This window comes from Streptomyces sp. NPDC005820 (assembly GCF_040630255.1).
Classification (GTDB): Bacteria; Actinomycetota; Actinomycetes; order Streptomycetales; family Streptomycetaceae; genus Streptomyces.
On record NZ_JBEXXE010000038.1, the window covers coordinates 83,777 to 110,674 of the forward strand.

Below are 26,898 nucleotides of genomic sequence, written 5' to 3' on the forward strand. Positions count from 1 at the left end.
CCTGCGGTCGCCGCGAGCACGGTTCGGCGGCGCGGCCACGGCCGCCGTGCGCCGGTGTCACCGCTTCCCTGCTCCTCGGGCCGCGCACCGTCTCCGTCTCGTAACTCATGGTCCACGTCATCGTCCTTTGCGGCGTCGGCGTCGCGTTCACGAGCCGGCCTTGTAGTCGGTGTCCATCTCGTTGAGCAGCTTCTCGGGCGTCGACTGCCCGCTGAAGATCTCCTGGAGGCCGCTGAGCATGGTCTGCTGGACCTTGGCGTTGGGCCAGAGCTGGTCCATGAACGGCACGGTGCGGTTCGACGTGATGAACCGCGACAGCTCGGCGAGCGAGGGATCGGCCCGGTAGCCGGTGTCGGGGAGGGTGGGCAGGCCGCCCTGCTTCTTGACGAACAGGTTCATGCCCTCGGGCGACATCACGAAGTTCACGAACTTCAGTGCCAGTTCGGGGTTCTTCGCCTTGGCGTTGACGCCGTAGCCGGCGCCGGCCGCGGCCGGGACGAGGGTCTGGGCCGGGTCGTCCGTGGCGGGCAGCGCCTTGAGGGTGAAGGTGCCCTGGGGGTTCTTCTGCTTGAGCAGGGCGATGACCCAGTTGCCCTGGACGATGCCCAACGTCTTTCCGGTGGCCGCGAGTTGCTGGCTGGCCTCGTAGTTGGTGCCCAGGGGGTTCTTCTGGAAGCAGCCGGTCTTCTCCATCGTCACGTACTTGTCGAGCGCGGTCTTCCAGGACGAGTCGGCGAAGGTGGTCTGCCCGGCCTGCATCTTCTGGTCGAAGTCGCGGTCGGGGCCGTAGACGCTCGTGGCGACGAGGTCGTACAGCACCAGCTGGGTCACCCAGTTGTCCTGGTTGCCCAGGGCGAACGCGGGGGTTCCCTTGGCCTTGGCGTCCCGGCAGAAGGCCAGCAGCTTCGTCCAGGTGTCCGGCGGGGTCAGCCCGGCCTTGGTCATGGCCTGCTCGTTGTAGACGGCGCCGATGCCGTTCTGACCGAAGACCGCGGTGTACGTCTTGCCGTCGTACTGGGCGACGCTCTTGATCGCCTCGGGCAGCTTGGCCGCCCAGGCCTGGTCGGAGAGGTCGCGCAGATAGCCCGGTTCGGCGAGGACGTAGGTGGCGCCCGGGTTGCCGTTGCCCGGCCACACCGACATCACGTCGGGTGCGGTGCCGGAGGAGAGCTGCGTGCGGATCTGCTGCTGGTACTGGTCGGCGCCGCTGGTGGTGTAGCGCACCTTGACGCCGGGGTTGGCCTTCTCGAAGGCCTTGACGACGTCCTCGACGGAGCCCTGGTCGATCGAGGCCAGGGTCAGGGTCTTGGAGCCGCCGGCGGATCCGCCGGATCCCGCTTCGGTACCTCCGCTGCAAGCGGCCAGGAGCGCGGCGGCGGTCGTGGTGGCGGCCAGGGCGGTGAGGGTGTGTCTTCTCATGATGGCTCCCTTGCGGAGAGGAGAACGCGCGGAGAAGGAGGTGCGGGTCATCCCCGCAGTCCTCCGGCGAAGCCGTTGATGATGCTGCGTTGCAGCAGGAGGTAGACGAGCAGCACGGGCAGGATGCTGATCACCAGTGCCGCGAAGATGAGGTTCCAGTCGGTGACGTACTGGCCGACGAAGCCGGCGATGGCGACCGGCATGGTCTGCCGGGCGCTGCCGCTGAGGTACAGCAGTGGGGTGAAGAAGTCGTTCCACACGGCGACCGCGTTGAGGACGAGGGCGGTCACGGTGACGGGTTTGAGCATCGGCAGGACCACGTACCGGAAGCCCTGCAAGGGCGTGCAGCCGTCGATGAGTGCCGCGTCCTCGAAGTCCCTGGGCAGGGCGCGCAGGAAGCCGACGTAGAGGAAGACGGTGAACGGCACCTGCAGACCGGCGTAGAACAGGACCAGCGCCCAGGGGGTGCCGAGCAGGCCGAGGTCGCGCATGGTCTGGTAGAGCGGGAGCGAGGCGAGCTGGAAGGGCAGCACCAGGCCGAGGAGGACGAGCGGATACGTGCCCCGTGACCAGCGGGCCGTGACCCGGGCCAGTGGATAGGCCGCGAGGGAGGAGACGGCGAGCACGACCCCGACGCTGCACACCGTCACCAGGACGCTGTTGACCAGGGCCCCGCCGAGCGCGCCCTGCTGCCAGGCGTGGGTGAAGTTCTCCAGGGTCGGGGAGCCGGTCGGGCGGATGGGTGAGGAGGTGTCCGACGCGGGCCGTACGGCGAGGTTGACCAGGATGTACACCGGGAAGCCGACGACCAGGGCGGTCGCGATCATCGACAGTTCGAGTGCGAGGGTGCGAGGGCGGTAGCGGTTCACGAGGCGGCCCTCTCGCTGCGGGACAGCAGGACGTACTGTCCGGTGGAGGCGACGGCCACGATGATCGTGAGGACCACCGCGAGGGCGATGCTGTAGCCGAACTCGCCGAGGGTGAAGGCGTCCTTGTAGATGAGCGTGGACAGGGTGTCGGTCGCGTGGCCGGGGCCGCCGCCGGTCAGCGCGTACACCTGGTCGAAGAGTTTGATCCCGCCGATGATCGACAGCATCAGGTTGATGGTGAAGGCCGGGGCCAGCAGCGGGCGGGTCACCGACCAGAAGCGCCGTACGGGACCGGCTCCGTCGAGCGCCGCCGCCTCGTGGACCTCCTGGGGCACCGACTGCAGGCCCGCCAGGAAGATGACCATCGAGTAGCCCGCGAATTGCCACACGATCACTGCGACCACCGACCAGAGCGCCAGGTCCGGACTGCCCAGCCAGTCCTGCTCCCAGGCGCCGAGCCCGGCCGCGCCGAGCAGGCTGTTCAGCGCCCCGTCCGGACCGAGCAGGTTGCGCCACAGATAGGCGGTCACGATCGGGGTGATCACGGCCGGCGCGAACAGGAACACGCGCAGCAGGTTGCGGGACTTGATGGCCGAGTTGACGCCGAGCGCCAGCAGCAGCCCCACCGCGTTCTGCACGACCGTGATCGACACGGCGATCAGCAGCGTGTGCCACATCGCCTGGACCGCGTCGGCGTCGTCGAACATGTCGGCGAAGTTGCCGAGGCCCACGAAGGAGTGGTGGGGATCGAGGCCGTCCCAGTCGGTGAACGCGTAGTACACGCCCCGCGCGCTCGGCACGAGGACGACGAAGGCGAAAAGGAGCAGGGCCGGCGCCATGAACCACCACGGAGGTGTGGTGCGCGCACGGCGGGCGCGCACCAGCGGGGCGCGGTCCGGAGGGTGGTCGCGATCCGGAAGTTGGGCGTTCGGGGCGAGGGTCACGGGTGGACCTGCTTCCTTGGAACGTTTCAAAGAGGCCTGGTGAAGAGTGCACCGGCTCGACGGGCGAGGTACCTGCCGACTTCTCGGGTTGTGGGGTGCGGACGACACCAGGGGATGCGCCTCCGATGGTGATGGGTAACGTTTCCCATGGGGTGGTGCCAGACCCTAGAGAGCGCTCTGCGTGACGTCAAGATGCTGTGCATGCTGCATGCTTGTTACGGAAAGGCCTCGAACGGCCCTGCCGACCGGGCCGTGGTGGCCCTTACCAAGCAGGGGGTTCATCCGTACACTTTCCGCCAACGTTGCCCACGACGCCGGAGGAAGCCGCATTGCAGTCGCCCGCCTCACCCCGCCGCGTCACCATCGTCGACGTCGCCCGTCACGCCCAGGTGTCCACCACCGCCGTGTCCAAGGTGCTGCGCAACGCCTACGGGGCCAGTCCGGAGATGCGCGCCAAGGTGCGCCGCGCCATCGACGAGCTGGGCTACCGGCCCCTGGCGGCGGCGCGGGGGCTGCGCGGTCAGACGTACACGATCGGTGTGATGCTGCCCGACATCCGCAACCCCTTCTTCCCGGAGATCCTCGACGGCGTCACCGGGTGCCTGGCGGACACCGATTACCAGGTCCTGCTGGGCCCGGGGTGCAACGGGGAGAAGGAGGAGGCCCGCGTCACCGAAGCCATGATCGACCGCGGGATGGACGGCCTCGTCCTGGTCGCCCCCGTGTCGCCGCGCGCCCACCTCGAGCACGTCGCCTCCGTCGTGCCGACCGTCGTGGTCGGCCGGCACGGGCACTCCCCCGTGTACGACACCGTCACGGACGACGACGTGGCAGGCGCGGCCCTGGTCGTCGGCCACCTCGCCGCGCTCGGCCACCGCCGGATCGCCCACATCGAACACCACGAGACCGACCCGACACGCAGCGTCGAGATGCCCAACGCCCAGCGCGCCGACGGCTACCGGCGGGCCATGCGGGATCTCGGTCTGGACGAGGAGATCGACGTCGTCTCCACCAGCTACACCCAGCAGGGCGGGTACGACGGCGCGAAGCAGCTGCTCGCACGCCCGGTCAGGCCCACGGCTGTCTTCGCGGGTGCGGACATCGTCGCGATGGGGGTGCTGGAGGCGGTCGCCGAGGCCGGGCTGTCGGTGCCCCGTGACCTGTCGGTGGCGGGCTACGACAACACGTCCTTCGCCGCGCTCGGCTGGATCTCCCTGACCAGCGTCGACCAGGCGGGCCGCGAGATCGGCCGGAACGCGGCCCGGCTGCTGCTGGAGCGGATCACGGACCGGGCGAAGCCGTCGGTGCAGGTCAAGCTGTCTCCGACGCTGGTGGCGCGGCACACCACGGCCCCGCTGCCGACGTAGGTCCACGGTCGTCGGCGTCGGGCCGAGGCGGAGCGCTGGAAGCAGACCTTCGCCCTGCACTTCGGCGAGGTCAAGGGCGACCCCACGCCCGGCCGGCCCGGACCGCATCCCGGAGCCCGACCGGCGGCGGGGCTGCCGGTCACCGCTCCCGTACCTGCCCGTCGGGGCCGCGCCCTGGGCGGCCACTGCGGCACGGCGACCGGGTCACGGCAGGGGCGCCGGTCGTCGGGCGCCGGCGAGGCACGCCGTCTCGGGCCCAGGCGCCTGCACGTTTGAAGGCGTACCGGGCATCGGGATCGTGGTTCTCCGGCGGATCGCGCAGGACGGCGCCGGCCCTGGTCGGTGATCCGGGCGGGCACCGGGCGGGCACCGGGCATGCACCGGGCATGCACCGGGCGTGACCGTACCCGCCGGGCGACGGCGCGTGTCGAAGGTGAGGCGGTCGCTGTTCTCGGGCTCTCCGGCACAAGGGACTCCGCCCTGTCCTCGACGGACAGGGCGGTGGTGGCGAGGTGAGCGCCGGCGGCGGTCGTGTCGTCAGTGGTCGGGTTCCGTGCCGATGAGGACGAAGGCCATCGTGACCGGTCGGCCGCTGCGGTTGCGCCAGGCGTGGCGGGTGCCGTTCTGGATCACGATGTCCCCCGCCGCGAGCGGAGTGCAGTTGCCGTCGTCGAGTTCGAGGACGATCTCGCCCTGCAACACGATGCCGTAGTCCACGGTCGGCGTCGTGTGCATGCCGTCGGGCCCGATGAGTTCCGCGATGCCGGGCGAGTCGGCCCGCTGTTCCGCGTCGAAGGCAACGGGGTCGAACGCCGGGTCGGCCATCGCGGACTCCGGCGGGAAGGTCAGGACGATGAACCGAGTGCCGCCGGGAGCTGGGAGCACGTGGGTGACCTTCGGCGTGGGGTCCTCTCCGGTTCTGCTGACCGGTGCGCCGGGTTCGGTGGCCCAGGGCAGGCGGGAGATCCAACCCGGCAGGCTGGTGAATTCCCGGCTGCGCGGGACGGGGCCGTCGCTGACGACGACCGATCTGCCGTCCACATCGTGTCCGGTCACGACTCTGCGCATGGGTCTCTCCTCGGTCGGGCGGTCCAGTCCGCGGCAGCGCCGGGATCGTCGGTCCGGCCATTGCCCGGCTCGGTCGACGGTTCGAGGGCCTCCGCCCAGGCGGCCAGGGCATCCGCCACCGTGGCAGCCGGTGCCCGGAGCAGGGCTGAGGCCACCGTGCGTACGAACAGTCGGTGCCGGCCGTCGCCGAGGTACTCCACCGGGGACTTGCCGTCCACGCGCGCGAGCAGCAGAGCCGGCAGCAGTGTCGCGGCCCGCTCCTCGACGGCGGGTCGGGGCTCCCAGTCGACGCACCGAAGGTACTCCTCGGCCAACGCCCGGGCGGACCGCAGCAGTTCGCCACGTCGTCCCGGCACTACCAGGCTCTTGAGGAGCAGATGGTTGACACAGAAGGCCAAGTCGAAGGCAGGGTCTCCGTACCAGGCGCACTCGGCGTCCAGCAGCACGGGCCCGGACGGGCCGACGAGGATGTTCTTGGGGCTGACGTCGCCGTGCACGAGGGCCAGATGCGTACCTGCCGTGCGGTCGGCGAGGCTCCGGAGGACGGCGGCCAGGCCGGGGTGCGCTGCCGCGGTGGCCAGCAGGTACGGCTCGATGCGCAGGGCATGGAAGTTGTCGTCCGTGGCGAAGTCCGCGGCGATGGCCGCGTCTCCCGCGCTCGCCGCGTGCAGGGCACCGAGCACCGCTCCGACGGCCGCCGCGGTCTCCACCCGCACCTCGCCGCGGAGCAGCTGTGCCTTCCACATCGGGTATCGATCAGGGGGCAGGTACGCCATCGCGAAGAGGCCGGCTTCGGGGTCGTGGGCCAGTAGCTCCGGCACGCTGTCGGGGCGGTGCCGGGAGGCGAACCGCATCCACGCCCATTCGTAGGCGTTGCGCGAGACGGGTGCCTCCCAGTCGGCCGCGACTCGCAGCCGGGCCAGTGCCCGCTTGACGCACAGCGATCGTCCCGGCAGGTCCACCCGCCACAGGTCGGACGAGACTCCGCCGGCCAGCGCGCTCCAGTGTGCGGGTTCGTCGGGCCGGGCGAGCCCGTGGGCGATCAGGAAGTCGGCCGGCAGGGGGTCCCGGCTCTTCCGCGCGGAGGTCCGGTTCACCGCCTGCCGCCCGCTGCGTTCGGCCGGTCGCCGGGGTTGTTGCAGGGGTGCGCCGGTGCCTCGCCCGCGAGGACACGTACGACCTCCTCGGCGGCGCGGCGACGCAGTTCCGTCACGGAGGCGTCGGAGGAGAAGGCGACGTGGGGGGTGAGCAGCACGCCGGGCTGGTCCAGCAGCTCGGCGGGGACGTGCGGTTCGCTCTCCAGGACGTCGAAGGCGGCTCCGTCCAGCCGTCCGCCGTCCAGTGCCTTGGTGACGGCGCCGGTGTCCACCAGCCCGCCCCGGCTGACGTTGACCAGCAGTCCGCCCGGCTTCATCGCCGCCAGCTGTTCGGCGCCGATGAGGTGATGCGTGGCGGGTGTGAGCGGCACGTGAAGGATCACCACGTCGCTGCGTCGCACCAGCTCCTGCAGGCTCACCAGCTCGACTTCGGGGGCGCCCTTGGGCGGGAACGGGTCGTGGGCCAGGACGCGGCACCCGAACGCGCCGAGCTTGCGCGCGGTGGCGCGTCCGATCCGCCCGTATCCGACGACACCGCAGGTCAGTGTCGACAGCCGGCGCAACCGGGCGCCTGCGGGATTCCAGCGCCCGGCGCGGACCTCGCGGTCGAACACGGCCAGGCCCCGCGTCCAGGCCAGCACCATGCCGACGGCGTGGTCGGAGACCTCCTCGACGCAGTAGTCCGGCACGTTGGTGACCCAGACGCCCCGCTCGGTGGCCGCGTTCACGGCGATGTTGTCGAGGCCGACGCCGAGTCTGGCCACGATACGCAGGCCCGGCGAGGTGGCGACCGCGGTGGCGGAGACGGGCGCCCAGCAGGTGAGGATGCCGTCGGGCCGGTGCTCGGCGACCAGCTCCTCGACGGTCTCGGCAGAGCCGGGTTCCGCGGGACCGGACACCAGCGTGTGGCCCGCACCCTCGATGACGGATCGCTCCACGGAGTCGTCGGGCCAGGCGTGGTCGGTGAGCAGCACGGTGTGTGGGCGGCTCGGTGGTGTCATGGCAGATCGTCCTCGCAGAATCGTACGGCTGCCGCGGACGGCCGGGCGTGACGCCCGGTGGGTCCGGTCAGCAGGTCTGATCATCACCGCAACGGCGGCCGTCGGCTTGTCCGAGGGCCACGGCCGCCATGGGTGAGGGGGAAGGGTCGCTGGGCTCGGGTCGGGTGTCGCCGGCGCTGACCGACTCGTGGTCGAAAGGCGCCGTCGCAGGGCCCTGGAACCGGGTCACGAGATGCCGGGGCACGTCGCATTCACTTTGTCACAGCCACGCGATGCTAACGATAGCACTGAGAGTCTTCGATCCGTCAAGAGCACGGCGCACACCGGCCCACCTGCACCCCCGCCCGAATTCGAGAGACCGGCTCATCACGGGGAAGCGATGCATCGGGAGAAATCCGCTGCGAACGTCTTGACGCGCCGGGTACTACCCTTCATGGTTTCTGCCAACCCCGACCGTGCGGCCGATAAAGCGTCCGCACGAGGTCCGGTTGTCGAAGACGCCACAGCCACGGACGTCCCCGACGGGCGATATACGGCTGAATTCCGCACGCGGTGTCCGACCGCGCGGTGGCCGACCGCCCGCATTCCGTCAGACGGCGCCGATATCGCCGTCGCCGACTCGAGTCCGTGTTCAGCTCATCGCTTCTCGTCATCGCCGCACGCCCCCGTACGGCGACGGATCCGCCGCGGCCTGCCGTGGCCCATTCCCTCTCAGGAGCCGCTATGACTCACGCAGCGCAAGTCGACACCAGCGCGGTGCCCGGCAAGGACACACAGGAAAACAGCCGGCCACCCGTCTCCCGGGCCATGATCGGCGTGGGCTTCCTGCTGGTGGTCCTCTCCTACATGGTCAACGCGATGGACCGTCAGGTCTTCCCGCCGCTGCTGCCCGACATTCGGCAGGAGTACGGGTTCTCCCTGGAGCAGGGCGGGCTGCTGGCGACGAACTTCACCCTCGGGATGGCCTTGGCCGGTCTGCCCGCGGGCTATCTGCTGGACCGGTTCCGACGCAAGACCGTGCTGCTGGCCAGCATCGTGATCTACTCCCTCGGCACGATGGCCACACCGCTGGCGACCGGCTTCACCGACATGACCCTGTACCGGGTGGTCTCGGGCTTCGGTGAGGGCATGCAGTCCGCCGCGATCTTCGCTGCGATGGGCGCGTTCTTCGTCCAGCGGCGTGGTCTCGCGTTCGGCGTCATCGGCATGGGCTACTCCGTCGGCGTGTTCATCGCCCCGCTCATCGGTGTGGGCCTGGTGAGCACGCACGGTACCTGGCACTCGCCCTTCTACCTGTTCGGCACGGCCGGGCTGGTGATCGCCGCCGCCTCCCTGTTCCTGCTCAAGGCCGGCCTGACCGAGCACTCCGTCGAGAAGGCAGTCTCGACCGGGACGTACTCGCACATGCCTGCCTCCGCCTACAACCGCAACACCATCGCACTCGCCGTCCACTCGGTCATCAGCGGTGTGGCCGTCTACGGGTTCCTCGGCCTCTACCCGACGTACCTCATCACCTCGCTGCACTACTCCGCCGAGCATGCCGCACTGGCCATGAGCCTCCTCGGCTTCGGCGGTATGGCGGCCGTGTTCGGCGGCTGGCTCGGCGACCGCGTGAACCAGCGCAACCTGCTGATCCTGAGCCTGCTGGCCGTCTCCGCCATCAGCGTGTGCATCTACGAGACGCAGGCCGGGGTCGGCGTCCAGTGCGTGTTCGCCTTCCTCATGGGCGTCTTCGGCCTCGGGTTCATCTATCCCAACACCAACAGCGTGATGCAGCGGGCCGTCCGTCCGTCGCAGATCGGACGCGCCTCGGGTCTGTTCGTCACCAGCTACTACGGACCGGCGGCGTTCTCGGGACTGCTCTTCGCCTCCCTGGTGGACTCCTTCGGCTGGGACCGGGCCGGGCTCCTTCAGGTCACGCTCCTGCCGCTGGCCGGCGTCGTCGCCCTGCTCTTCGTCCGTCCCATCCGGTTCAACAACGCGGTCCGCTGACACCGCAAAGGGGGCTGCCCACCCGCCTGGCGGGTGGGCAGCCCCCTTTCGTGGTGTCGCCCCTCGGGCATCCTCGGGCATCCGCGGGCATCAGCCCGCGGTCAACGGCTCTCGGCCACGACCGGGTTGCGCAGGACGCCGATGCCCTCGATCTCGACCTCGACCTCGTCTCCGGGGCGGATGGGCCCGACACCGGAAGGCGTGCCGGTCATGATCACGTCTCCGGGCAGCAGCGTCAGATGGCGACTGAGGTAGCTGACGAGCTCCGGAACGGGAAGCAGCAGGTCGGCCGTGCTCGCCGACTGCATGACGGCACCGTTCACACGGGTCGTCAACGACAGCGCGGACGGGTCCAGTCCCGTGGCGATGATCGGCCCGAGGGGAGCGAAGGTGTCCTGGCCCTTCCCGATCAGCAGCGTTCCGTATGCGCTTTCCCGGCGCTGGACCACGCGGTCGCTGACGTCGTTGCCGCACGTATAGCCGAGAATGTACTCATGGGCCTCGGAGGCCTTCACATGGCGGGCTTCCTTTCCGATGACGACAACCAACTCGCCCTCGAAATGAATGAGTTCACCGTCCGCCGGATAGACGATGGCGCTCCCCGGCCCCACCACCGCCGTACTCGGCTTCATGAAGCACACGGGAACCTCCGGAATCTCACGGTCGGTCTCGCCGACATGTGAGGCGTAGTTGTACGCGAACCCGAAGATCCGGGGTTTCTCGACCGGCGGGAGAACAACGACGTCGCTCACTTTGTCGACGCGCCCCGCGGGGGACAATCCCGTGAAGGGATCACCCTCGAATCCGGCGATCGTGACGTCACCGGGTTCGAGTTCCCCGTAATGACACACGCCGCCGACGGCATACCTGACGATCCGCACGGACACCTCCGCTCCCAGGCAGCCGCAGACGGCTGCACGACTCAGCCAGCAATGCTAACGTTAGCATTGTACGAGGTGCCAGACCTCGGCGCCTCACCTCCCCGCCACGCAGCGCAACACGAGTGCTATCGTTGGCATACGGATAGTGACGACACGCGATCAGTCAGCCGGAGGGGACCCTCACGTGATCACGACCAGGGACATCGCCGAACGCCTCGGGATCTCCGTCTCGACGGTCGGCCGGGCGCTCGCCGACGACACGCGGATCAGCGAGGAGACCAAGTTCCGGGTCCGGCAGGCCGCTTCGGAGATGGGTTACGTCGGCAACCGTGCGGCCCGGATGATGAGGGGTGCCTCCAGCAACGTGGTCGCGCTGGTGATCCCGGACATCCGCAACAGCTTCTACTCCACCATCGCGCACGAGCTGTCCAAGAACATGGAGGCCGAGGGCTATCAGCTGATGCTCTCGGAGACCGACGACGACCGGATGGTGGAGCTGCGCCACCTGCGGGAGCTGTCCGCGAACCGGGTGGCCGGCGTCATCATCGTGCCGACCGCCCGCCCGCACAGCGAGTCCGTCAAACTGCTGCGCGCCGTGCCGCACCTGCAGCTGCTGCGCCGCCACCCCTCGCTCGGCGCCCAGTGGTTCGGCGTGGACGACCGCGAGGCGCTGCGTCAGGCCACCGCCCACCTGGTGGCGCTGGGCCACACCCGCATCGCCTACCTGGGCGGCCCCGAGGAGCTGCCCACGGGCGCGGAGCGTCTGCGCGGCTTCCGCAGCGCCCTGCGGGAGGGGGGCCTTCCGGACGATGCCGGGCGTGCCGAGCTGGGCCCGCCGTCGTCCGTGCAGCACGGTCGCGAGGCGGTGCGTCGGCTGCTGCGGGAGCCCGCGGCTCCCACCGCGCTCGTCCTGGGATCGATCCAACTCACCCTGGGTGTCCTGGAGGAGCTGTCCTTGCAGGGCGTGAAGGTGCCCGGCGAGCTGTCCGTGGTCGGCTTCGGGGACGAGCCCGGCTTCTCCTGGTGGGGCCCCGGGCTCACCACGGTCGGCCTGCCGATCCAGGAGATGGCCACCGGCTGCGCACTGTGGCTGATGCGTCGCCTGAAGACCGAGCCGGGAAACGACGGTCCCTTCACGTCGGTCTCCCCCGGGTCGCTGGTCCTGCGCGGCAGCACGGCCCCCTGTGACGGCAGGACTCCGCCCAGGTCCGCCTGAGCGAGCCGTGGACAACCCGGTCGGCACACAGGGAAGGCGCCCGGAGCACACCGCTCCGGGCGCCTTCTCGTGCCGAGCTCGGGATCAGTACGTTCCGCTGCGCAGCCGGCGCATGACGGCGGACGTGCGTACCAGCTCGTCGAGCATGTGCTCGGCGGCCGCCTCGTGGATCTTGCCGGGCCGGAAAGCGCCGTCGTCGATCTGTTCGTTGACGAAGGGAATGCTCACGGTCGGCCCGATCGGGAGCATCCTGAGGTTCGCCACGACCTGCTTGGCCATCTGCACCGCCCTGGTACCCGCCGAGACCCCGCCGTAGCTCACGAACGCGGCCGGCTTGTGCTGCCACTCCACGACGAGGTAGTCCCACGCGTTCTTCAAAGGCGCAGGAAAGCCTCCGTTGTACTCGGGGGTGACGAACACGAACGCGTCCGACGCGTCGACGATCCGGCTCCACGCGCGGGTGTGGCCCTTCGTGTACTGCCGCAGGGCGGGCGGATGCGGCTCGTCGTAGAAGGGAAGGGCGAGTTCGTTCAGGTCGACCAGGTGCGACTCGAAGGGGCCGTACTCCGCGACCCGGGAGGTGAACCAGTCCGCTACGGACCTGCCCACACGTCCGGGGCGCGTACTGGCCACGACCGTGGTGAGAGTCATGGGCGCCACAGAGGGCTCGGATGTCATGTCGGGCTCGCTTTCCTGTCGGCCGCGATCGGCCGCGATCGGCCCGGCGAACCCGCGCCGCCTGTGCTGTCCGTCCGTCCAGGAGTAGCGCGGGCCCGCCGGAGTTCTGGGCAGGGCGCCATGGAGTTGTGCGAACGATAGCATTGACGTCCAGCCGGACCAAGCAAGGAGAGATGAGTGGTCGCCCCGAGACTGGAACGCTCCCACCTCTTGACAGAGTCATCTCGCAGTTCGCACGATTGCGCTATCGATAGCACGCCGAGGGCAGGACCGATTCGGGTGCCGCCCCTGAGGGCCGACCGTCCGCGCCCGTTCGCCGACCAGGACCCTCCCCATGTTCCGGCCGGGCGGACATCCGCCCCTCGATGACCGGCACGGGCACCGCTCCACGCCCGGCCGTCCGAACTCCGAAAGGTTGCACCGCCATGACAGACGCGCGGATCACCCGGCTCCACGGCCGCAGGGTGTGGGACTCACGCGGTCGGCCGACCGTCGAGGTCGAGGTCCGCCTCGCGGACGGAGCCGTCGGGCGGGCCATCGCACCGGCGGGGGCCTCGACAGGCCGGGGCGAGGCGCTCGACCTGCGCGACGGCGGGTCCCGCTTCGGCGGGCTCGACGTCCGTCGCGCCGTCGGCTCGGTGAACCAGGAGATCGCGCCCGCCCTCCTGAACCTCGACGCCGCCGACCAGGAAACCGTCGACCGGCTTCTGGTGAACCTCGACGGAACGCCCGACCGCAGCCGCCTCGGCGGCAACGCCATCGTGGCCACGTCCATGGCCGTACTGCACGCCGCCGCCGCGTCGGCCGGCGTACCCCTGTGGCAGCACCTGTCGGGCGGGCAGCCGGTCCGCATCCCCCTGCCGGAGATCCAGATCTTCGGCGGCGGCGCCCACGCGGACCGTCGCGTCGACGTCCAGGACTTCATGGTCGTCTGCCCCGCCGCACGGAGTTTCTCCGAGGCCCTGGACTGGACGGCGGAGATCTACCGGGCCGCCGGAAGCCTGATGCGCACGGCGGGGAAGGCGCAGGGCGTCGCCGACGAGGGTGGGTTCTGGCCGGCGTTCGACTCCAACGAGGAGGCGCTGGAAACGCTGACCCTCGCCATCGAGGCCGCCGGTTTCACGCCCTCGACCGAGGTCGGCATCTCGCTGGACGTCGCGGCCTCCCAGTTCGGCAGCGGCCGGCGGTACACGCTCGCGCTCGACGACCGCACGCTGGACACCGCGGCCTTGATCGACCTGCTGGGCGGCTGGATCGAGCAGTACCCGATCCTGTCCGTCGAGGACCCGGTGGGCGAGGACGACCAGGAGGGCATGGTGGAGTTCACCCGGCGCTTCGGCCACCGCTGCCAGGTGATCGGCGACGACTACCTGGTCACCAACGCCAAGCGGGTCGAGGCGGCGGCCACCGACGGGGCGGCGAACGCCGTCCTCGTCAAGCCGAACCAGGCGGGCACCGTCACCGAGGCGCACCAGGCCCTGCGGGCGGGAAAGGACGCCGGCTTCGGCACCATCGTGTCGGCCCGCTCCGGTGAGACCGAGGACATCACCATCGCCCATCTGAGCGTCGGCTGGGACGCCGGCCAGCTCAAGGTCGGCTCGTTCACCCGCTCCGAGCGCATGGCCAAGTGGAACGAGGTTCTGCGCATCGAGGAGGCCCTCGGTGAATCCGCGGAATTCAGCGGTTGGTCGGCCTTCACATTCGCCGATTCCGCAGCTTCCGTGACCAATCCGTAAAACGAGCCAGAAGTATTACAGTCATCGAGATCAAGAGCCGATCGGAGCACGGAGACCAGCATGCTGCCACCCGTCAATCTGCGCCCGAGTTTCAACATCACCCGCTCCAGCCATGTCCGGCTCGGTGTCGCCGACCTGGCCGAGAGCAAGAGGTTCTACACGGCCACGCTGGGGCTCGTCGTCAGCGACGAGAACGAGCGCACCTGCTACCTCCGCGGTCTCGCCGAGGCATGCCACCACAGCCTCGTCCTGGAGCTGGACGAGGAGGGAGCCGGGTCCTGCCGGAGAATCGGCTTCCGCGTCTTCCTCGACGAGGACCTCGACATCGCGTACGACTGGTTCCGTGAGCGGGGACTGCCCGCGGAGTGGGTCGACATGCCGTACCAGGGCCGCACCCTGCATGCCTGCGACCCGGTCGGCACACCGCTGGAACTCTGCGCGCACATGGAGACGCGGCCCAGGCTGCACATCGACTTCGAGCACCACAAGGGTGCCCACGCGCAGCGGCTGGACCACTTCCAGACCTTCGCGCCGAACACCTACGAGCTGACCGCGTTCTACGGCGAACTCGGCTTCCGCAACTCCGAGTACCTGGCCCACGGCGACAAGCTGCTGAGCGCGTTCATGTACCGCAAGGGCACCTGCCTGGACCTGGCGATCGTGGAGAACACCGGCCCCGCCCTGCACCACTTCGCCTACACCGTCTCCGAGAGCCGCGACATCTTCACCGCCTGCGACTGGGCGGGCATCCTCGGCTACGGCGAGGGTGTGGAGCGGGGCCCCGGACGGCACGGACCGGGCGGGATGCTCTTCACCTACCTCCGCGACCCCGACGGCCATCGGGTGGAGGTCTTCAACAGCCACTACCAGACGATCGACACCGAAGTGGAGCCCGTGCGCTGGGACGCGGGATCGCTGAGCACGAACGTCCGCTGGGGGCTTCCGGCGCTGGAGAAGTGGTACTTCGAGGCATCGCCCTTCGCGGGAGTGAAACAGACCCCGCCGGCCGAGTCTCCGCAGCCCATGACTCTCGAGCGATTCCTGCTCGAACAGTCCGCCCACTGACCCTTCCCCCCCGAGGAGACGACATGGCACGCGTTCCCTACCTGCGCCGCGAGGACGCGGACGAGGCGAACAAGCCCCTGTACGACCGGCTCGAAGCCGAACGCAAGGTACCCACGGCGAACATCTTCCTCGCCCTCGCGGGCGCGCCCGAGCAACTGGACGGCTTCCTGACCTACGCCAACTCGCTGCGGGCCGGCGAGCTCAGCCCCGCGCTCCGCGAACTGGCGATCCTGACCGTGGGGCACGTGACCCGGTCCGCCTACGAGGTGGCGCACCACCACTCGCACGGCCTCAAGGCCGGACTCACGGAGGAACAGATCGCCGCGGTGGGTGACTTCGAGTCGTCCGAGCTGTTCGACGATACGGAAAAGGCTGTGATGCGTGTGGCCAAGGAGTCCACGCTCCTGGTCGACGTCTCCGAGGAGACATGGCGTGCCGCTGCCGAGCGGCTGCCCCAGAAGCAGCTGATCGAACTCGCGCTGTCCGTCGCCTGGTACAACTCCGGCGTCCGCGTCATGGGTCTGCTGGACATCGACCTTGAGGACAATTACCCGAACCCGTTCCCGAATTCGTAGTTCGCGGCACCCTGCGGCCCATCAATATCGGAGTATTTCAATGGCGAAAATGCTCGCTGCACGACTGCACGCGCTCGGTGAGCCGATGTCCGTGGACACAGTCGACGTACCCACGCCACGGGCGACCGACGTACTGGTACGGGTCAAGGCGTGCGGCATCGTGCCGAACATGGCCAACGTGATCAACAACTGGCCCACCTGGTACCCGCATCAGCCGCTGCCCGAGCTGCCCGCGATCTTCGGCCTGGACCCGGCCGGCGTGGTCGAGGCGGTCGGCGAGGCAGTGCTCAACACCAAGCCCGGCGACCGGGTCTACGTCAGCCCGCTGCGGTCCTGCGGCAGTTGTCAGATGTGCCGCGGCGGCGAGCTGAGCCGGTGCCGCTACTTCACCCTGAACGGCTACTTCAGCACGTCCCGCGACGGTCAGCGCATCTTCGACCTCTATCCCTACGGCGGCTTCTGCGAGTACATGACGGCGCCGCAGTACTCGATCGTCAACATCCCCGACAACATGACGTTCGAGCAGGCCGGCAAGCTCGGCTACATCGGCACCTCCTACCGGGCCCTCAGCTACGCCGGGGCCGGCCCCGGCCAGGTCGCGCTGATCGACGGAATCACCGGCACCCTCGGCGTCGCCTCCACCCTCCTCGCGCTGGCTTCCGGTGTCTCCAGGGTCCTCGGAACCGGCCGCAACGACGAACTCCTCAAGCGTGTCAAGGAGCTGGCCCCGGACCGGATCGAGGTCATGCGGCTGGGCGAGCGCTCCTGCGGCGAGTGGGTGAAGTCCCGCACCGGTGGCGAGGGAGCGGACTTCGTCATCAGCGCCCTGGGCGCCAAGGCCCCGGTGGAGACGATGCTCGACTCCATGCAGGGCGTCCGCCGGGGCGGCAGGGTGGTCAACGTCGGGGGCGTGGCCGACGCGTTGCCCGTGGACGTGAAGTGGCTCATGGACGAGCAGGTCCAGTTGATCGGCTCCAACTGGTTCACCACCGCCCAGGGTCAGCAGGTGGCCGACATGGTGGCGACCGGAGTCCTGGACCTCTCCTACCTGATCACCAAGCCCTTCCCCCTGTCCGAGGTCAACGAAGCGATCTCGGGACGCGCCACGGACCTCGACGGCGGATTCAGCAACTACGTCGTGATCCCCTGAGCCCCGGTCGCTCACACTCACCCCGCGGCGGTCCTGTTCTGCCCCGACACCGCCGCGGGGTGTTCTCACCACGGGCCACACCCCCACTGCCCGTGCCTTGGTCGGCGCGGGCCCGGCAGGACGGAGGAGCCGGTGGAACTACGCTGGCTGGAATCGTTCGTCGTCGTCGCGGAGGAACTGCATTTCGCGCGGGCTGCGGGTCGTCTGCACCTCGCACCGTCGGCACTCAGCACCCAGATCAGGGCGCTGGAGTCGCACCTGGGGGTGCGACTGATCGACCGCGGACGACGCACCCGCCCCGCACTGACCAGTGCCGGGGAGCTGTTCCTCGAAGAGGCGCGGCTGACCCTGGCACAGGCCGCCCGCGCCGTGGCGGTGGGGCGGCGGGCAGGTCGCGGGGAGCTGGGACAGGCCCAGATCGCCTACGTCGCCTCGGCCGCCTTCTCCGGCGTGCTCACCGATGTCCTCACCCGCTGCACGTCCCCCGGCAGCGATCTGACCGTGCAGGTGCGCGAGTTGGAGACACCGGCCCAACTGGAGGCGCTGGCCTGCGGTGACATCGACGTCGGCTTCCTGCGCTGGCGGCCGCGGTACCCGCCCGAGGTCACAGCCACCTGCCTGCTCAGTGAGGACGTCGTCCTGGCGCTGCCGGCCGGCACACCACTGGCGGCGTACGAGGCGATACCCGCGGCCACGCTGCGCGACGAGAACTTCGTGGCCCCGCACTTCGACGAGGAGTACGGCTGCCGCGACCAGATCCAGGAAGTGGCTGAGCAGGGAGGCTTCAGCCCCCTGTGCGCTCCCCCGGTGCGGGACTACATCGCCGCGCTGACACTCGTGGGCGGTGGTCTCGCGGTGGCCCTGGTCCCCGACTCGCTGCGGCGGGTCCACGTTCCCGGGGTGGCCTACCGTCCGCTGGCGGACGTACGACTGACCACCCGGCTGGTCGGCGCCTACCGCAGAGGGGAGACCTCACCCGCTGTGCGCGGGGTGATCCGCCGACTGCGGGAGACCGCGGCCGCGAAGGCCGCCGGCTGAAGCCCGACCCAGGCTACCGAACCCACGCATGTTTGTGCGCGGACGGCGCACTGTCCTAGCAGGTCAGAGGGGGTATCCCCAGCCTACGCTCAACACGGCAGCACATACCGTGGCGGCACCGGTCGACCGCGGCCCGACGGAGGGACAGGCGGAGAAGAGCATGACATCGATCAAGTACGTGGGCGTCGTCGGCGCGGGCCAGATGGGCCGGGGCATCACCGAGGTCTGTGCCCGCGCCGGACTGCACGTCACGTTGTGCGACGTGACCGAGGACCGGGCCCGGGCCGGACTGGCGGCCGTGGCGGACTCCCTGCTCAAGGCCGAGAAGCGCGGCGCCATCGCGCCCGAGGACCGCGCGCATGCCCTGGCCGGGGTCTCGGTCACCGACGACCTCTCCCGCCTGTCGAGGGCGGACCTGGTGATCGAGGCCGCCGTCGAGGACGAGCAGGCCAAGACCGAGATGTTCCGGCAACTGGACAAGGTGGTCACCGACCCGGCCGCCGTGTTGGCCAGCAACACCTCCTCCATCCCCATCGCCAGGCTCGCCGCGGCGACCAGCAGGCCGAAGGCGGTGGTCGGCCTGCATTTCTTCAACCCGGTCCCCGTCATGCCGCTGGTCGAGGTGATCCCCTCGCTGCACACCTCGAAGGCCACGGAACTGCGCGTGCGTGCCTTCGCCGGTGAGGTCCTGGGCAAGAAGACGGTCGTGGCGCGGGACCGCGCGGGCTTCGTGGTGAACTCCCTGCTGATTCCCTACCTGTTGGCGGCAGTGCGGATGGTGAGCTCCGGCACGGCGACGGCGGAGGACATCGACACCGGGATGACGGCGGGCTGCGCCCACCCCATGGGACCACTGCACCTGGCCGACCTGATCGGCCTGGACACGGTGGCGGCGATCGGCGAGGCGCTGTACGAGGAGTACCGGGAACCGCTGTACGCACCACCCCCGCTGCTGCGCCGCATGGTCGAATCGGGGCTGCTGGGACGCAAGTCGGGGCAGGGCTTCTTCAACTACCGGCCGGCCTGAGAGCCCAGGGGGATCGCCGCATGCGGATTCCCCTCGTCACCGCCGACTCGCGGAGAGACGTGGATCAGGGTCTTGCCTCGCCAGGGCGCCCGGGCCTCAGGAGCGCACGAGCAGCCCGCGTTCCAGGGCGACGACGACGGCGCGAGTGCGGTCGCTGACGTCGAGCTTCGCGAAGACCCGCAGCAGATGTGTCTTCACCGTGGCCTCGCCGATGACCAGGCGCCGGCCGATCTCGGCGTTGGACAGGCCGTCGGCGACCGCGTGCAGCACGTCCCGCTCGCGGGCGGTGAGCGCGACCGGTTCGGGGCGGCGCATCCGGGCCACGAGGCGCTCCGCGACCTTGGGCGCGAGGACCGTCTCGCCCCGCGCCGCCGAGCGGATGGCGTCGGCGAGCTGCTCACGGGAGGTGTCCTTGAGGAGGTATCCGACGGCGCCGGCCTCCACGGCCCGTTCGATCTCGACGTCCGTGTCGTACGTGGTGAGGATCAGCACCCGGGTGGCCACCGGCAGGGCGACGATCTCGGTGGTGGCGGCCACACCGTCGAGCACCGGCATCCGCAGGTCGAGGAGGGCCACATCGGGGGCGAGCCGCTCGACGAGGTCGACGCCCTCGCGCCCGTCGCTCGCCTCGCCGACGATCTCTATGGTGGGCTCGTCGGTCAGCAGGGCGATGACTCCGGCGCGCATCACGGCGTGGTCGTCGACCACGACCACCCGAATCCGGTTGTTCGCGGTGTCGGTCATGGTCAGTCCTGACTGTGCGTGGGAAGGCGGGCGAGGACACGGGTGCCGTCCCCGAGGGAGCTGGTGACGGCCAGTTCGCCGTCCAGTTCGGCCAGTCGGCGGCGCATGCCGTCGAGGCCGAAACCGCGGGACTCCTCGACGACGAAGCCGCAGCCGTCGTCGGTGATCTCCAGCTCGACGCCGCCCACGCATTCCGTGAGGACGACGCCGACGGTGGAGGCGCCCGAGTGTTTGCGCACGTTGGCGAGGGACTCCTGGGTGCAGCGCAGCAGGGCCACCCGGGTGCGCCGGTCCAGGTCGATGTCGGGCAGTTCGGCGGTGACGGTGAGACCCGTGTCCTGGACGAAACGGTCCAGGGTTCTGCGCAGGGTGGTGGCCAGCGAGCCGGGTGCGACGCCGCTCTCGGGGGCGGACCCGACGAGCACCCGGGCCTCGGCCAGGTTCTCGCGCGCGGTCTGCTCGATGGAGGTGAGCTGCTCGGCGCAGCGCACGGGGTCGGTGACGGCGGCGGCGCGGGCGGCCTCCGCGAGCACCACGATGGAGGCGAAGCCCTGGGCGAGGGTGTCGTGGATCTCCCGGGCGAGCCGCTCGCGCTCCTCGGCCGCGCCCTGCCGCTGATGGGCGGCAGCCAACTCCTCCTGGGCGACGACGAGTTCAGCGGTCAGTTGCTCCTGCCGCTCGTTGCTCTGTCCGACGAAGCGGTGCGCCCACAGCCCCAGGCCCACCCCGGCGGCATAGGCGACGACGGTGAACACCGTGTTCCCCGTGCGGAATTGAGGGCTCCAGCCCTGGTCGAGCGTGCCGCCGAACACGGTGAGGGCCGCGGCGGCCCCGCTGAGCGTGACCGCGTCCCGCGGGGCGCGGGTGAAGAGCCAGAACTGCGGCAGGGACACCACGTAGAAGGCGGCCCCGCCGTCCAGGAGGTAGGCCGTCGTCCCCAGGACGAGCGCGAGGACGCCGAGGTAGGTACGGGGATGCAGGAGGGGGTTGTCCGGCCGGGTGAGGACGACCGTGTGACACAGCGCGATCAGGGCGAGCAGGCCGATCATCCAGTACTTCCGGGCCGGCGACGCGTCGAGCACGGCGAGGGCCGGGGGCAGCAGGCCGAACAGGATCCAGCCTGCCAGGTTCCAGCGAAGGACACGGTCCCGGCTGAGCCGGTCACCCGGCTGCTGCCACTGACTCACGCTGATTCACCTCGTTCGTAGGGGAGTTGAGGGGCCGGCGGTCAAGTCGATCAGCGTACCGATTCCAGGGGACGGGGGGCCTGTTCGGTGGTGCGGTGGGCACGGCGCACTCCGCGGGAGGGCCACCAGTTGGCCTCGCCGAGCAGGAGCATCAGGGACGGCAGGACCAGCATACGGATCACGAAGGCGTCCAGCAGGACCGCGACCGCGAGGCTGAAGCCGATCTGCTTCATCTCGATGAGGTGCAGGGCGGCGAAGCTGGCGAAGACCGTGACCATGACCACGGCGGCGCTGGTCACCACGCCGGCCGAGCTGCCGATGCCCTCGATCACGGCCTTGCGGGTCGGGACTCCGCGCAGGGCGGCCTCCCGGATCCGGCTGATCACGAAGACCTGGTAGTCCATCGACAGGCCGAAGAGGATCACGAACAGGAACAGCGGGACCCGGGAGCCGATCGACCCGGTGGACGTGAAGTCGACCAGGCCCTCCGCCCAGGTGTGCTGGAAGACCATGACGAGGATGCCGAGCGAGGCGGCGGCGGAGAGGAGGTTGAGGACGATGCCGACCAGGCCGAGGACCACGGAGCGGAACGCCCAGACGGTCATGGCGAAGGTGACGAGGAGCAGCGCCCCGATGATGAGGGGCAGCTTCTGTTCCTGGTGGGTCGGGTAGTCGGTGTAGCGGGCGACGTCACCGGTCACCGCGGTCTCGGCGCCCTTCACCCGGCCGACGGTCTCCGGGACGTAGGTGTCGCGGATGTCCTTGAGCGAGGACTGGGCCTCGTTGCTGCTGACGTGGTACGGGACCTGCAGCTGGAGCATGCTGATCCGCTGGTCGGGGGACGTGGTCAGCCGGGAGGTGCCGCTCAGGCGCGGGTCGTCCCTGACGTCGGCCGCGAGTTCGCGCAGGGCGGCGGTCACCTCGGGCGACCGGTCGGCGTCGGCGCGGACGACGACCTGGTGCATGGACTTCAGATCCGGGTAGGCCGCGTTCAGCCGGTCGTAGACCTGCATGGCGACGATGGAGCGGGAGTGCGTCTCGCGGCCCATGTCGGTGAGCTCGAGGCCGAGCACCGGGGCGGCGAGGGCGAGCAGCCCGAGCACGGTGACGGTGAGCGTGGCGGTGGGGTGCTTGGCGACGGGGCGCAGCACGGCGGCGGTCAGCCGGCCGGGGCCGGCCTTGTGCGTCTTCTGCTTCTTCTGCCTCTTCGGCGCTGGCCCGCGGGCCGCCCGGCGCTCGGCCCGGCGCTCGGCGCGCATGCCCAGCTTTGCGAGGAGGGCGGGCAGCACGGTCAGGGAGCTGACGACGGCGACGAGGGTGACGAGGATCGCGCCGGTGGCGATGGACGAGAAGATGACGTCGTCGGCGAGGTAGAGGGTGGCGCTGGAGACGGCGACGGCGAGACCGGAGAGGACGACGGCCCGTCCGGACGTGGCGGCGGCGAGTTCGACGACGGCCAGCGGGCTCAGTTTGCCGCCGGCGCGCGCCCGTTCCTCACGTTCGCGCTTGAGGTGGAAGAGCGTGTAGTCGACCCCGACGGCGAGGCCGATGAGCAGGATGACGTTGGTGCCGACGCCCGCGTCGGGGAAGACGTGCGAGGCCACCATCGACAGGCCGACGGCCGCGGCGATCGAGGACAGGGCGAGCAGCAGCGGTACGAGGGCCATCGCCACGGAGCTGAAGACCAGCAGCAGGGTGATGAGGGTGACCGGCAGGGCGATCACTTCGGTGCGCGAGAGGTCGTCGCCGCGCAGCTTCTCGACGCCCTTGCTGATGGAGGGCGATCCGGTCTCCTCGACGCGCAGCCCGGGGTTCGCCTTCTGCACGGCCGCGGTCTGCCCGAGCAGCGGGTCGACGTGCTTCTTGCCCTCCAGCTCCGGGCCCTTCATGGTGATGGTGACGCGCACCGCCGTGTCGTCCGCGCCGCGTACCGGGTCGGTGACGGAGAGCACCTCGGGCAGCTTGGCCATCCGGGCGGCGATGTCGGCGGCGGCCGAGTCGGCCGCGGCGATGTCGAGCTTTCCGGTGCCCGGCTTCGCGGTGATCAGGACGTGTTCGACGGGGCGCTGCTGTAACCCGCCCTCCGCGGCGATCGCCTCGCCGCGTCCCGCCTCTCCGATGCGGAAGTCCTCGGTGGTCGCCGTGTTGGTGCCGACGGAGATGCCGATGCCGAGGCACAGGACGACGAACACGAACCAGCCGACGATGCCCCGCCAGGGGTGGGCGGCGCTCCAACGAGCCATGCGTACGGGAAGATTCTTCATGGCATCCATGCTCTTCGTCGGGGGTGTGGCGGCGACAGCGGCGACCGGTTGAACCTGAGGTCCACCAACTGGTGGACCCCCGTCAGGCTCAGTGGAAGCTGAGGGTGTGGACGACGCGGCTCCTTTGCTCTGGTTTTTGATCATCTGACGGAGGCTCGTGCGGGCGGCGCCGATCTGGTCGAGCTGTCGGCCGAGGTGGAGGCGCGCTACCGCAGGGCGATCACGAGGGATTCCTCCAGATGTGGATCCACGGTCGGGCCCGGGGTGGTCGTCCTCCTCGGGCGGTCGGTCAGCGAAACGCCGGGTGGCCGGTGATCGCCTGGCCGACGACCAGGGTGTGCATCTCGCTGGTGCCCTCGTAGGTGAGCACCGATTCCAGGTTGTTGGCGTGGCGCAGCGGCGAGTACTCCAGGGAGATGCCGTTGGCGCCGAGGACGGTGCGGCATTCGCGTGCGATGGCGATCGCCTCGCGAACGTTGTTGAGCTTGCCGACGCTGATCTGCTCCGGCCGGATCCGTCCCTGGTCCTTGAGCCGGCCCAGGTGCAGGGCGAGCAGTGCGGCACCGCTCAGGGACACGGTCATGTCGGCGAGCTTCTTCTGGGTGAGCTGGAAGGCGCTGATCGGCTTGTCGAACTGCACGCGCGCGTCGGCGTAGTCGAGGGCCGCCTGGATGCTGTCGCGGGCGGCGCCGACGGCCCCGAAGAGGATGCCGAAGCGGGCCTCGTTCAGGCAGGACAGCGGGCCGCGCAGGCCCTGGGCCTGCGGCAGCCGGGCCGAGTCGGGCAGCCGGACGTGGTCGAAGTACAGCTCCGAGGTGATCGATGCGCGCAGTGACATCTTCTGCTTGATGTCCTGCGTGGTGAAGCCGGCCGTTCCGCGCGGCACGAGGAAGCCGCGGATGCCGTCCTCGGTCTGCGCCCAGACCGTGGCCACGTCGGCGATGCCGCCGTTGGTGATCCACATCTTGGAACCGTTGAGGATCCAGTCGCCGCCGTCGCGGACGGCCTTGGTGCGCATCCCGGAGGGGTTGCTGCCGAAGTCGGGCTCGGTCAGGCCGAAGCAGCCGATCGCCTCACCGGCGGCCAGCCGCGGCAGCCACTCCCGCTTCTGCTCCTCCGAGCCCCACTTCCAGATGGAGAACATCGACAGTGAACCCTGTACGGAGACGAAACTGCGGAAGCCCGAGTCGGCTGCCTCCAGTTCCAGGCAGGCCAGGCCATAGCTGACGGCGTTGGTGCCGGCGCAGCCGTACCCTTCGAGGTGCATGCCGAGGACACCCAGCTTGCCCAGTTCGGGGGCGAGTTCGCGGGCGAAGTGCGCGTTCTCGAACCACTCGCCGAGGTGGGGGCGGACTCGGTCCGTGAGGAACCTGGCGACGGTGGCCTGGATCTCGCGTTCCTCGTCGGTGAGAACGGAGGCGAAGTCGAGCAGGTCGAGAGGGTCCTTCATCGGCTTGCCGCTCATGGTGGGCTCCTTGAGTTCGGGATGGGGATGGGGGTGGGGATGAGGGTGTTCGGGTTCGGTCGTGGTGCCGAGGCTGCGAACGGTCCGGTGACCGGTCCGTGTCACCCGGAGGCGTGGTCGGACTCGCCGGACGGGTCTTGGAGGAACTGCGCGGTGTGCTGGCCCAGGCGGGGTGGGGGCAGTCGGTACTGGGCCGGTGTCCCACTCAGCGCGATCGGGTGCGCGATCTGGCGGACGGGCCTGGCTTCTTGTCCGTCGGCGGTCACGGCGGGGATGTCGACGATGCCCGGAAGGCCGAGCTTGTGGGCGAAGGCGAAGGCATCGTCGAGTGTGTTGACCGGTCCGGCCGGCACCCCGACCGCCAGCATGACGGTGGTCCAGTGGTCGGCGCCCGCCGCGGCGAGCCGACCGGTCAGGATGTCCCGCAGTTCGCCACGACGGGCGACCCGGTCGGCGTTGGTGCGGAAGCGGTCGTCGAGAGCGAGACCGGGATCCCCGACGACCTCGGCGAGTGCCGCGAACTGCCGGTCGTTGCCCACGGCGAGAGCGATCGGCCGATCTGCGGTCGGCAGCGTCTCGTACGGGGCGATGCTCGGGTGCGCGTTGCCCATACGGCCCGGAACCACACCGGCAACGGCGAAGGCCGATGCCTGGTTGACCATGGCCGACAGCAGCGAGCCGAGCAGGTTCACCTCCACCAGTTGTCCCTCGCCGGTGGCATCCCGGTGGCGTAGGGCGGCGAGGATGCCGAGCGAGGCATGGAGTCCGGTGATCACGTCGACCAGGGCCACGCCCGCCTTCACCGGCTCCCCCTCCGCGGTCCCGGTCACGCTCATCAGACCGCCGATGGCCTGAACGAGCAGGTCGTAGCCGGGGATCGCGGCGCCCGCGCCGCTGCCGAAACCACTGATCGAGCAGTAGATCAGCTCCGGGTGCCGGGCCCGGAGTTCGCGCTGTCCCAGTCCCAGTCGTTCCATCGTCCCGGGACGGAAGTTCTCCACCAGAACGTCCGACTCGGCGATCAGGGCGCGGGCCTGTTCGCGGCCGGCCTGTGTCGTGAGGTCCAGGACGACGGACCTCTTGTTCCGGTTGACGCTCAGGAAATACGTCGACGTTCCGTCGTGGTCGGCCGGAGGGTGCCAGGCCCGGGTCTCGTCCCCGATGTCCGGCCGCTCCACCTTCACCACGTCGGCGCCGAGGTCGGCGAGGAGCATGGTGGCATAGGGGCCGGCGAGGACCCGGGAGAAGTCGGCGATGCGCAGACCGTGCAACGCGGTGCGCTCTGCTCCGTCGGCGTCGTACTGGGTGCTCACGCACCCTCCTCTCTGATCGTGAACGAACGGCGATGGGCCGCAGTGCCGCACCAGAGGCACCTCTGTCCGTTCCGGAGCATCGCGGCCTCCTGCACTCACTTCGGTAGCCGGAAACGGGCGATCGGAATGCGATATGTCTCCATCACCCTGGCCCTGCCGGGAATCACCGGTCAACGACGGGCTGACGCATCTTTGTGCGCGGAAGACGTTCCGTCCACCGAGGTCAGAACCCGTTTTCCGGCGCTACCCTCATCGAGGTCGATGCGAACGCAGTGAAGCCTTCTCTGCAACATCCCGCGCTATCAGGGGAGAGTCGTGACAAGCAGGTTCACCGAGTTGGTCGTTGACTGCCACGACCCGGAGAGGCTCGCTGCCTTCTGGTGCGAGGTCCTGGACTTCAAGGTGATCGACCGGAGCGAGGGCAAGGTGGAAATCGGCTCCTGGGTGCCGACCGTGGAGGATGTTCGGGCCCGCCAGATGCCGCCCACCCTGGTGTTCATCCAGGTGCCCGAGGGCAAGACCGTGAAGAACCGGCTGCACCTCGACGTCAGCCCGATCGACGGCAGCACCGAGGACGAGGTGACCAGACTGGTCAGTCTCGGCGCCACCACGACGGATGTGGGCCAGGGCCCGGACCGGAACTGGGTGGTCATGGCAGACCCCGAGGGCAACGAGTTCGACGTCCTACGCACCCTGGCACCGCAGAACTAGGGCCTGTCGTTTGGATCAGGTCGGCTGAGCCGACGTGGCCTCTCGGCCGAGCCGAGCGGGGTGTGGTGCGTGCGGCTGCAAGGCGGAGGAG

23 protein-coding genes are annotated in these 26,898 nt (G+C 69.7%); 10 read left to right on the forward strand and 13 right to left on the reverse strand.

Going from position 1 to position 26,898, the window contains the following annotated elements; all coding sequences use genetic code 11:
* Positions 1–147: 147 nt before the first annotated feature.
* The 3 genes from ABZ464_RS37190 to ABZ464_RS37200 are packed head-to-tail and all read right to left on the reverse strand — an operon-like array spanning position 148 to position 3,232.
* The gene (locus tag ABZ464_RS37190; RefSeq protein ID WP_359284963.1) at positions 148–1,419 is read right to left on the reverse strand and encodes an extracellular solute-binding protein; all 1,272 of its coding nucleotides are present in this window, start codon (positions 1,417–1,419) and stop codon (positions 148–150) included.
* A 47-nt stretch (positions 1,420–1,466) separates the two neighbouring features.
* The gene (locus ABZ464_RS37195) at positions 1,467–2,288 is read right to left on the reverse strand and encodes a carbohydrate ABC transporter permease (protein WP_359284966.1); all 822 of its coding nucleotides are present in this window, start codon (positions 2,286–2,288) and stop codon (positions 1,467–1,469) included.
* The gene (locus ABZ464_RS37200) at positions 2,285–3,232 is read right to left on the reverse strand and encodes a sugar ABC transporter permease (RefSeq protein WP_359284968.1); all 948 of its coding nucleotides are present in this window, start codon (positions 3,230–3,232) and stop codon (positions 2,285–2,287) included. Before ABZ464_RS37200 ends, ABZ464_RS37195 begins: the two co-directional genes overlap by 4 nt.
* A gap of 329 nt (positions 3,233–3,561) precedes the next feature.
* Here ABZ464_RS37200 and ABZ464_RS37205 point away from each other — a divergent pair, with 329 nt between their 5' ends.
* Positions 3,562–4,599 (forward strand): LacI family DNA-binding transcriptional regulator, encoded by a 1,038-nt coding sequence (locus ABZ464_RS37205; protein WP_359284971.1) that lies wholly within the window; start codon positions 3,562–3,564, stop codon positions 4,597–4,599.
* A gap of 537 nt (positions 4,600–5,136) precedes the next feature.
* On the opposite strand, the gene ABZ464_RS37210 is transcribed toward ABZ464_RS37205, so the two are convergent.
* Genes ABZ464_RS37210 through ABZ464_RS37220 form a run of 3 tightly spaced genes read right to left on the reverse strand, consistent with a single transcriptional unit; the run spans position 5,137 to position 7,765 of the window.
* Positions 5,137–5,667, reverse strand: a complete 531-nt coding sequence (locus ABZ464_RS37210; RefSeq protein ID WP_359284973.1) for a cupin domain-containing protein — start codon at positions 5,665–5,667, stop codon at positions 5,137–5,139.
* Positions 5,652–6,764, reverse strand: a complete 1,113-nt coding sequence (locus ABZ464_RS37215; protein ID WP_359284976.1) for a phosphotransferase — start codon at positions 6,762–6,764, stop codon at positions 5,652–5,654. Before ABZ464_RS37215 ends, ABZ464_RS37210 begins: the two co-directional genes overlap by 16 nt.
* Positions 6,761–7,765: a C-terminal binding protein gene (locus tag ABZ464_RS37220; RefSeq protein WP_359284979.1), complete on the reverse strand. Its 1,005-nt coding sequence runs from the start codon at positions 7,763–7,765 to the stop codon at positions 6,761–6,763. The genes ABZ464_RS37215 and ABZ464_RS37220 overlap by 4 nt, the downstream gene beginning before the upstream one ends.
* Positions 7,766–8,488: 723 nt before the next feature.
* Here ABZ464_RS37220 and ABZ464_RS37225 point away from each other — a divergent pair.
* Complete coding sequence (locus tag ABZ464_RS37225) at positions 8,489–9,757, forward strand: MFS transporter (RefSeq protein ID WP_359284981.1); 1,269 nt, start codon at positions 8,489–8,491, stop codon at positions 9,755–9,757.
* Positions 9,758–9,858: 101 nt separating this feature from the next.
* Here ABZ464_RS37225 and ABZ464_RS37230 read toward each other — a convergent pair whose 3' ends face one another.
* On the reverse strand, positions 9,859–10,644 hold the full coding sequence (locus ABZ464_RS37230) for a fumarylacetoacetate hydrolase family protein (protein WP_359284984.1): 786 nt from the start codon (positions 10,642–10,644) through the stop codon (positions 9,859–9,861).
* 178 nt (positions 10,645–10,822) lie between these two features.
* On the opposite strand from ABZ464_RS37230, the gene ABZ464_RS37235 reads away from it, so the two are divergent.
* A complete protein-coding gene (locus tag ABZ464_RS37235; RefSeq protein WP_359284986.1) occupies positions 10,823–11,854 on the forward strand; it encodes a LacI family DNA-binding transcriptional regulator in 1,032 nt (343 codons plus the stop codon).
* A gap of 84 nt (positions 11,855–11,938) precedes the next feature.
* On the opposite strand, the gene ABZ464_RS37240 is transcribed toward ABZ464_RS37235, so the two are convergent.
* Positions 11,939–12,532: an NAD(P)H-dependent oxidoreductase gene (locus ABZ464_RS37240; RefSeq protein ID WP_359284989.1), complete on the reverse strand. Its 594-nt coding sequence runs from the start codon at positions 12,530–12,532 to the stop codon at positions 11,939–11,941.
* Positions 12,533–12,957: 425 nt separating this feature from the next.
* Between ABZ464_RS37240 and eno the strand changes: the two genes are divergently transcribed.
* From eno to ABZ464_RS37270, 6 genes are all read left to right on the forward strand, one after another.
* On the forward strand, positions 12,958–14,268 hold the full coding sequence (eno, locus tag ABZ464_RS37245) for a phosphopyruvate hydratase (RefSeq protein WP_359284992.1): 1,311 nt from the start codon (positions 12,958–12,960) through the stop codon (positions 14,266–14,268).
* Positions 14,269–14,328: 60 nt separating this feature from the next.
* Positions 14,329–15,333 (forward strand): VOC family protein, encoded by a 1,005-nt coding sequence (locus tag ABZ464_RS37250; RefSeq protein ID WP_359284995.1) that lies wholly within the window; start codon positions 14,329–14,331, stop codon positions 15,331–15,333.
* A gap of 23 nt (positions 15,334–15,356) precedes the next feature.
* Positions 15,357–15,908 carry a carboxymuconolactone decarboxylase family protein gene (locus ABZ464_RS37255; RefSeq protein ID WP_359284997.1) on the forward strand — a complete coding sequence of 184 codons (552 nt, stop codon included), beginning with the start codon at positions 15,357–15,359 and terminating at the stop codon, positions 15,906–15,908.
* Between the two features lie 49 nt (positions 15,909–15,957).
* On the forward strand, positions 15,958–17,058 hold the full coding sequence (locus ABZ464_RS37260) for an alcohol dehydrogenase catalytic domain-containing protein (RefSeq protein ID WP_359284999.1): 1,101 nt from the start codon (positions 15,958–15,960) through the stop codon (positions 17,056–17,058).
* Positions 17,059–17,190: 132 nt separating this feature from the next.
* Positions 17,191–18,096 (forward strand): LysR substrate-binding domain-containing protein, encoded by a 906-nt coding sequence (locus ABZ464_RS37265; protein ID WP_359285001.1) that lies wholly within the window; start codon positions 17,191–17,193, stop codon positions 18,094–18,096.
* 160 nt (positions 18,097–18,256) lie between these two features.
* The gene (locus ABZ464_RS37270; RefSeq protein ID WP_359285003.1) at positions 18,257–19,123 is read left to right on the forward strand and encodes a 3-hydroxybutyryl-CoA dehydrogenase; all 867 of its coding nucleotides are present in this window, start codon (positions 18,257–18,259) and stop codon (positions 19,121–19,123) included.
* Between the two features lie 96 nt (positions 19,124–19,219).
* Here ABZ464_RS37270 and ABZ464_RS37275 read toward each other — a convergent pair whose 3' ends face one another.
* The 5 genes from ABZ464_RS37275 to ABZ464_RS37295 form a co-directional block, all read right to left on the reverse strand.
* Positions 19,220–19,867 (reverse strand): response regulator transcription factor, encoded by a 648-nt coding sequence (locus ABZ464_RS37275; protein WP_359285005.1) that lies wholly within the window; start codon positions 19,865–19,867, stop codon positions 19,220–19,222.
* 2 nt (positions 19,868–19,869) lie between these two features.
* Entirely contained in the window at positions 19,870–21,054 is a 1,185-nt protein-coding gene (locus ABZ464_RS37280; protein ID WP_359285007.1) for a sensor histidine kinase, read from the reverse strand.
* Between the two features lie 50 nt (positions 21,055–21,104).
* Complete coding sequence (locus ABZ464_RS37285) at positions 21,105–23,318, reverse strand: MMPL family transporter (protein WP_359285009.1); 2,214 nt, start codon at positions 23,316–23,318, stop codon at positions 21,105–21,107.
* 289 nt (positions 23,319–23,607) lie between these two features.
* Entirely contained in the window at positions 23,608–24,783 is a 1,176-nt protein-coding gene (locus ABZ464_RS37290) for an acyl-CoA dehydrogenase family protein (protein WP_359285012.1), read from the reverse strand.
* 101 nt (positions 24,784–24,884) lie between these two features.
* A complete protein-coding gene (locus tag ABZ464_RS37295) occupies positions 24,885–26,096 on the reverse strand; it encodes a CoA transferase (protein ID WP_359285014.1) in 1,212 nt (403 codons plus the stop codon).
* 315 nt (positions 26,097–26,411) lie between these two features.
* Here ABZ464_RS37295 and ABZ464_RS37300 point away from each other — a divergent pair, with 315 nt between their 5' ends.
* Positions 26,412–26,807: a VOC family protein gene (locus tag ABZ464_RS37300; protein ID WP_359285017.1), complete on the forward strand. Its 396-nt coding sequence runs from the start codon at positions 26,412–26,414 to the stop codon at positions 26,805–26,807.
* Positions 26,808–26,898 lie beyond the last annotated feature (91 nt).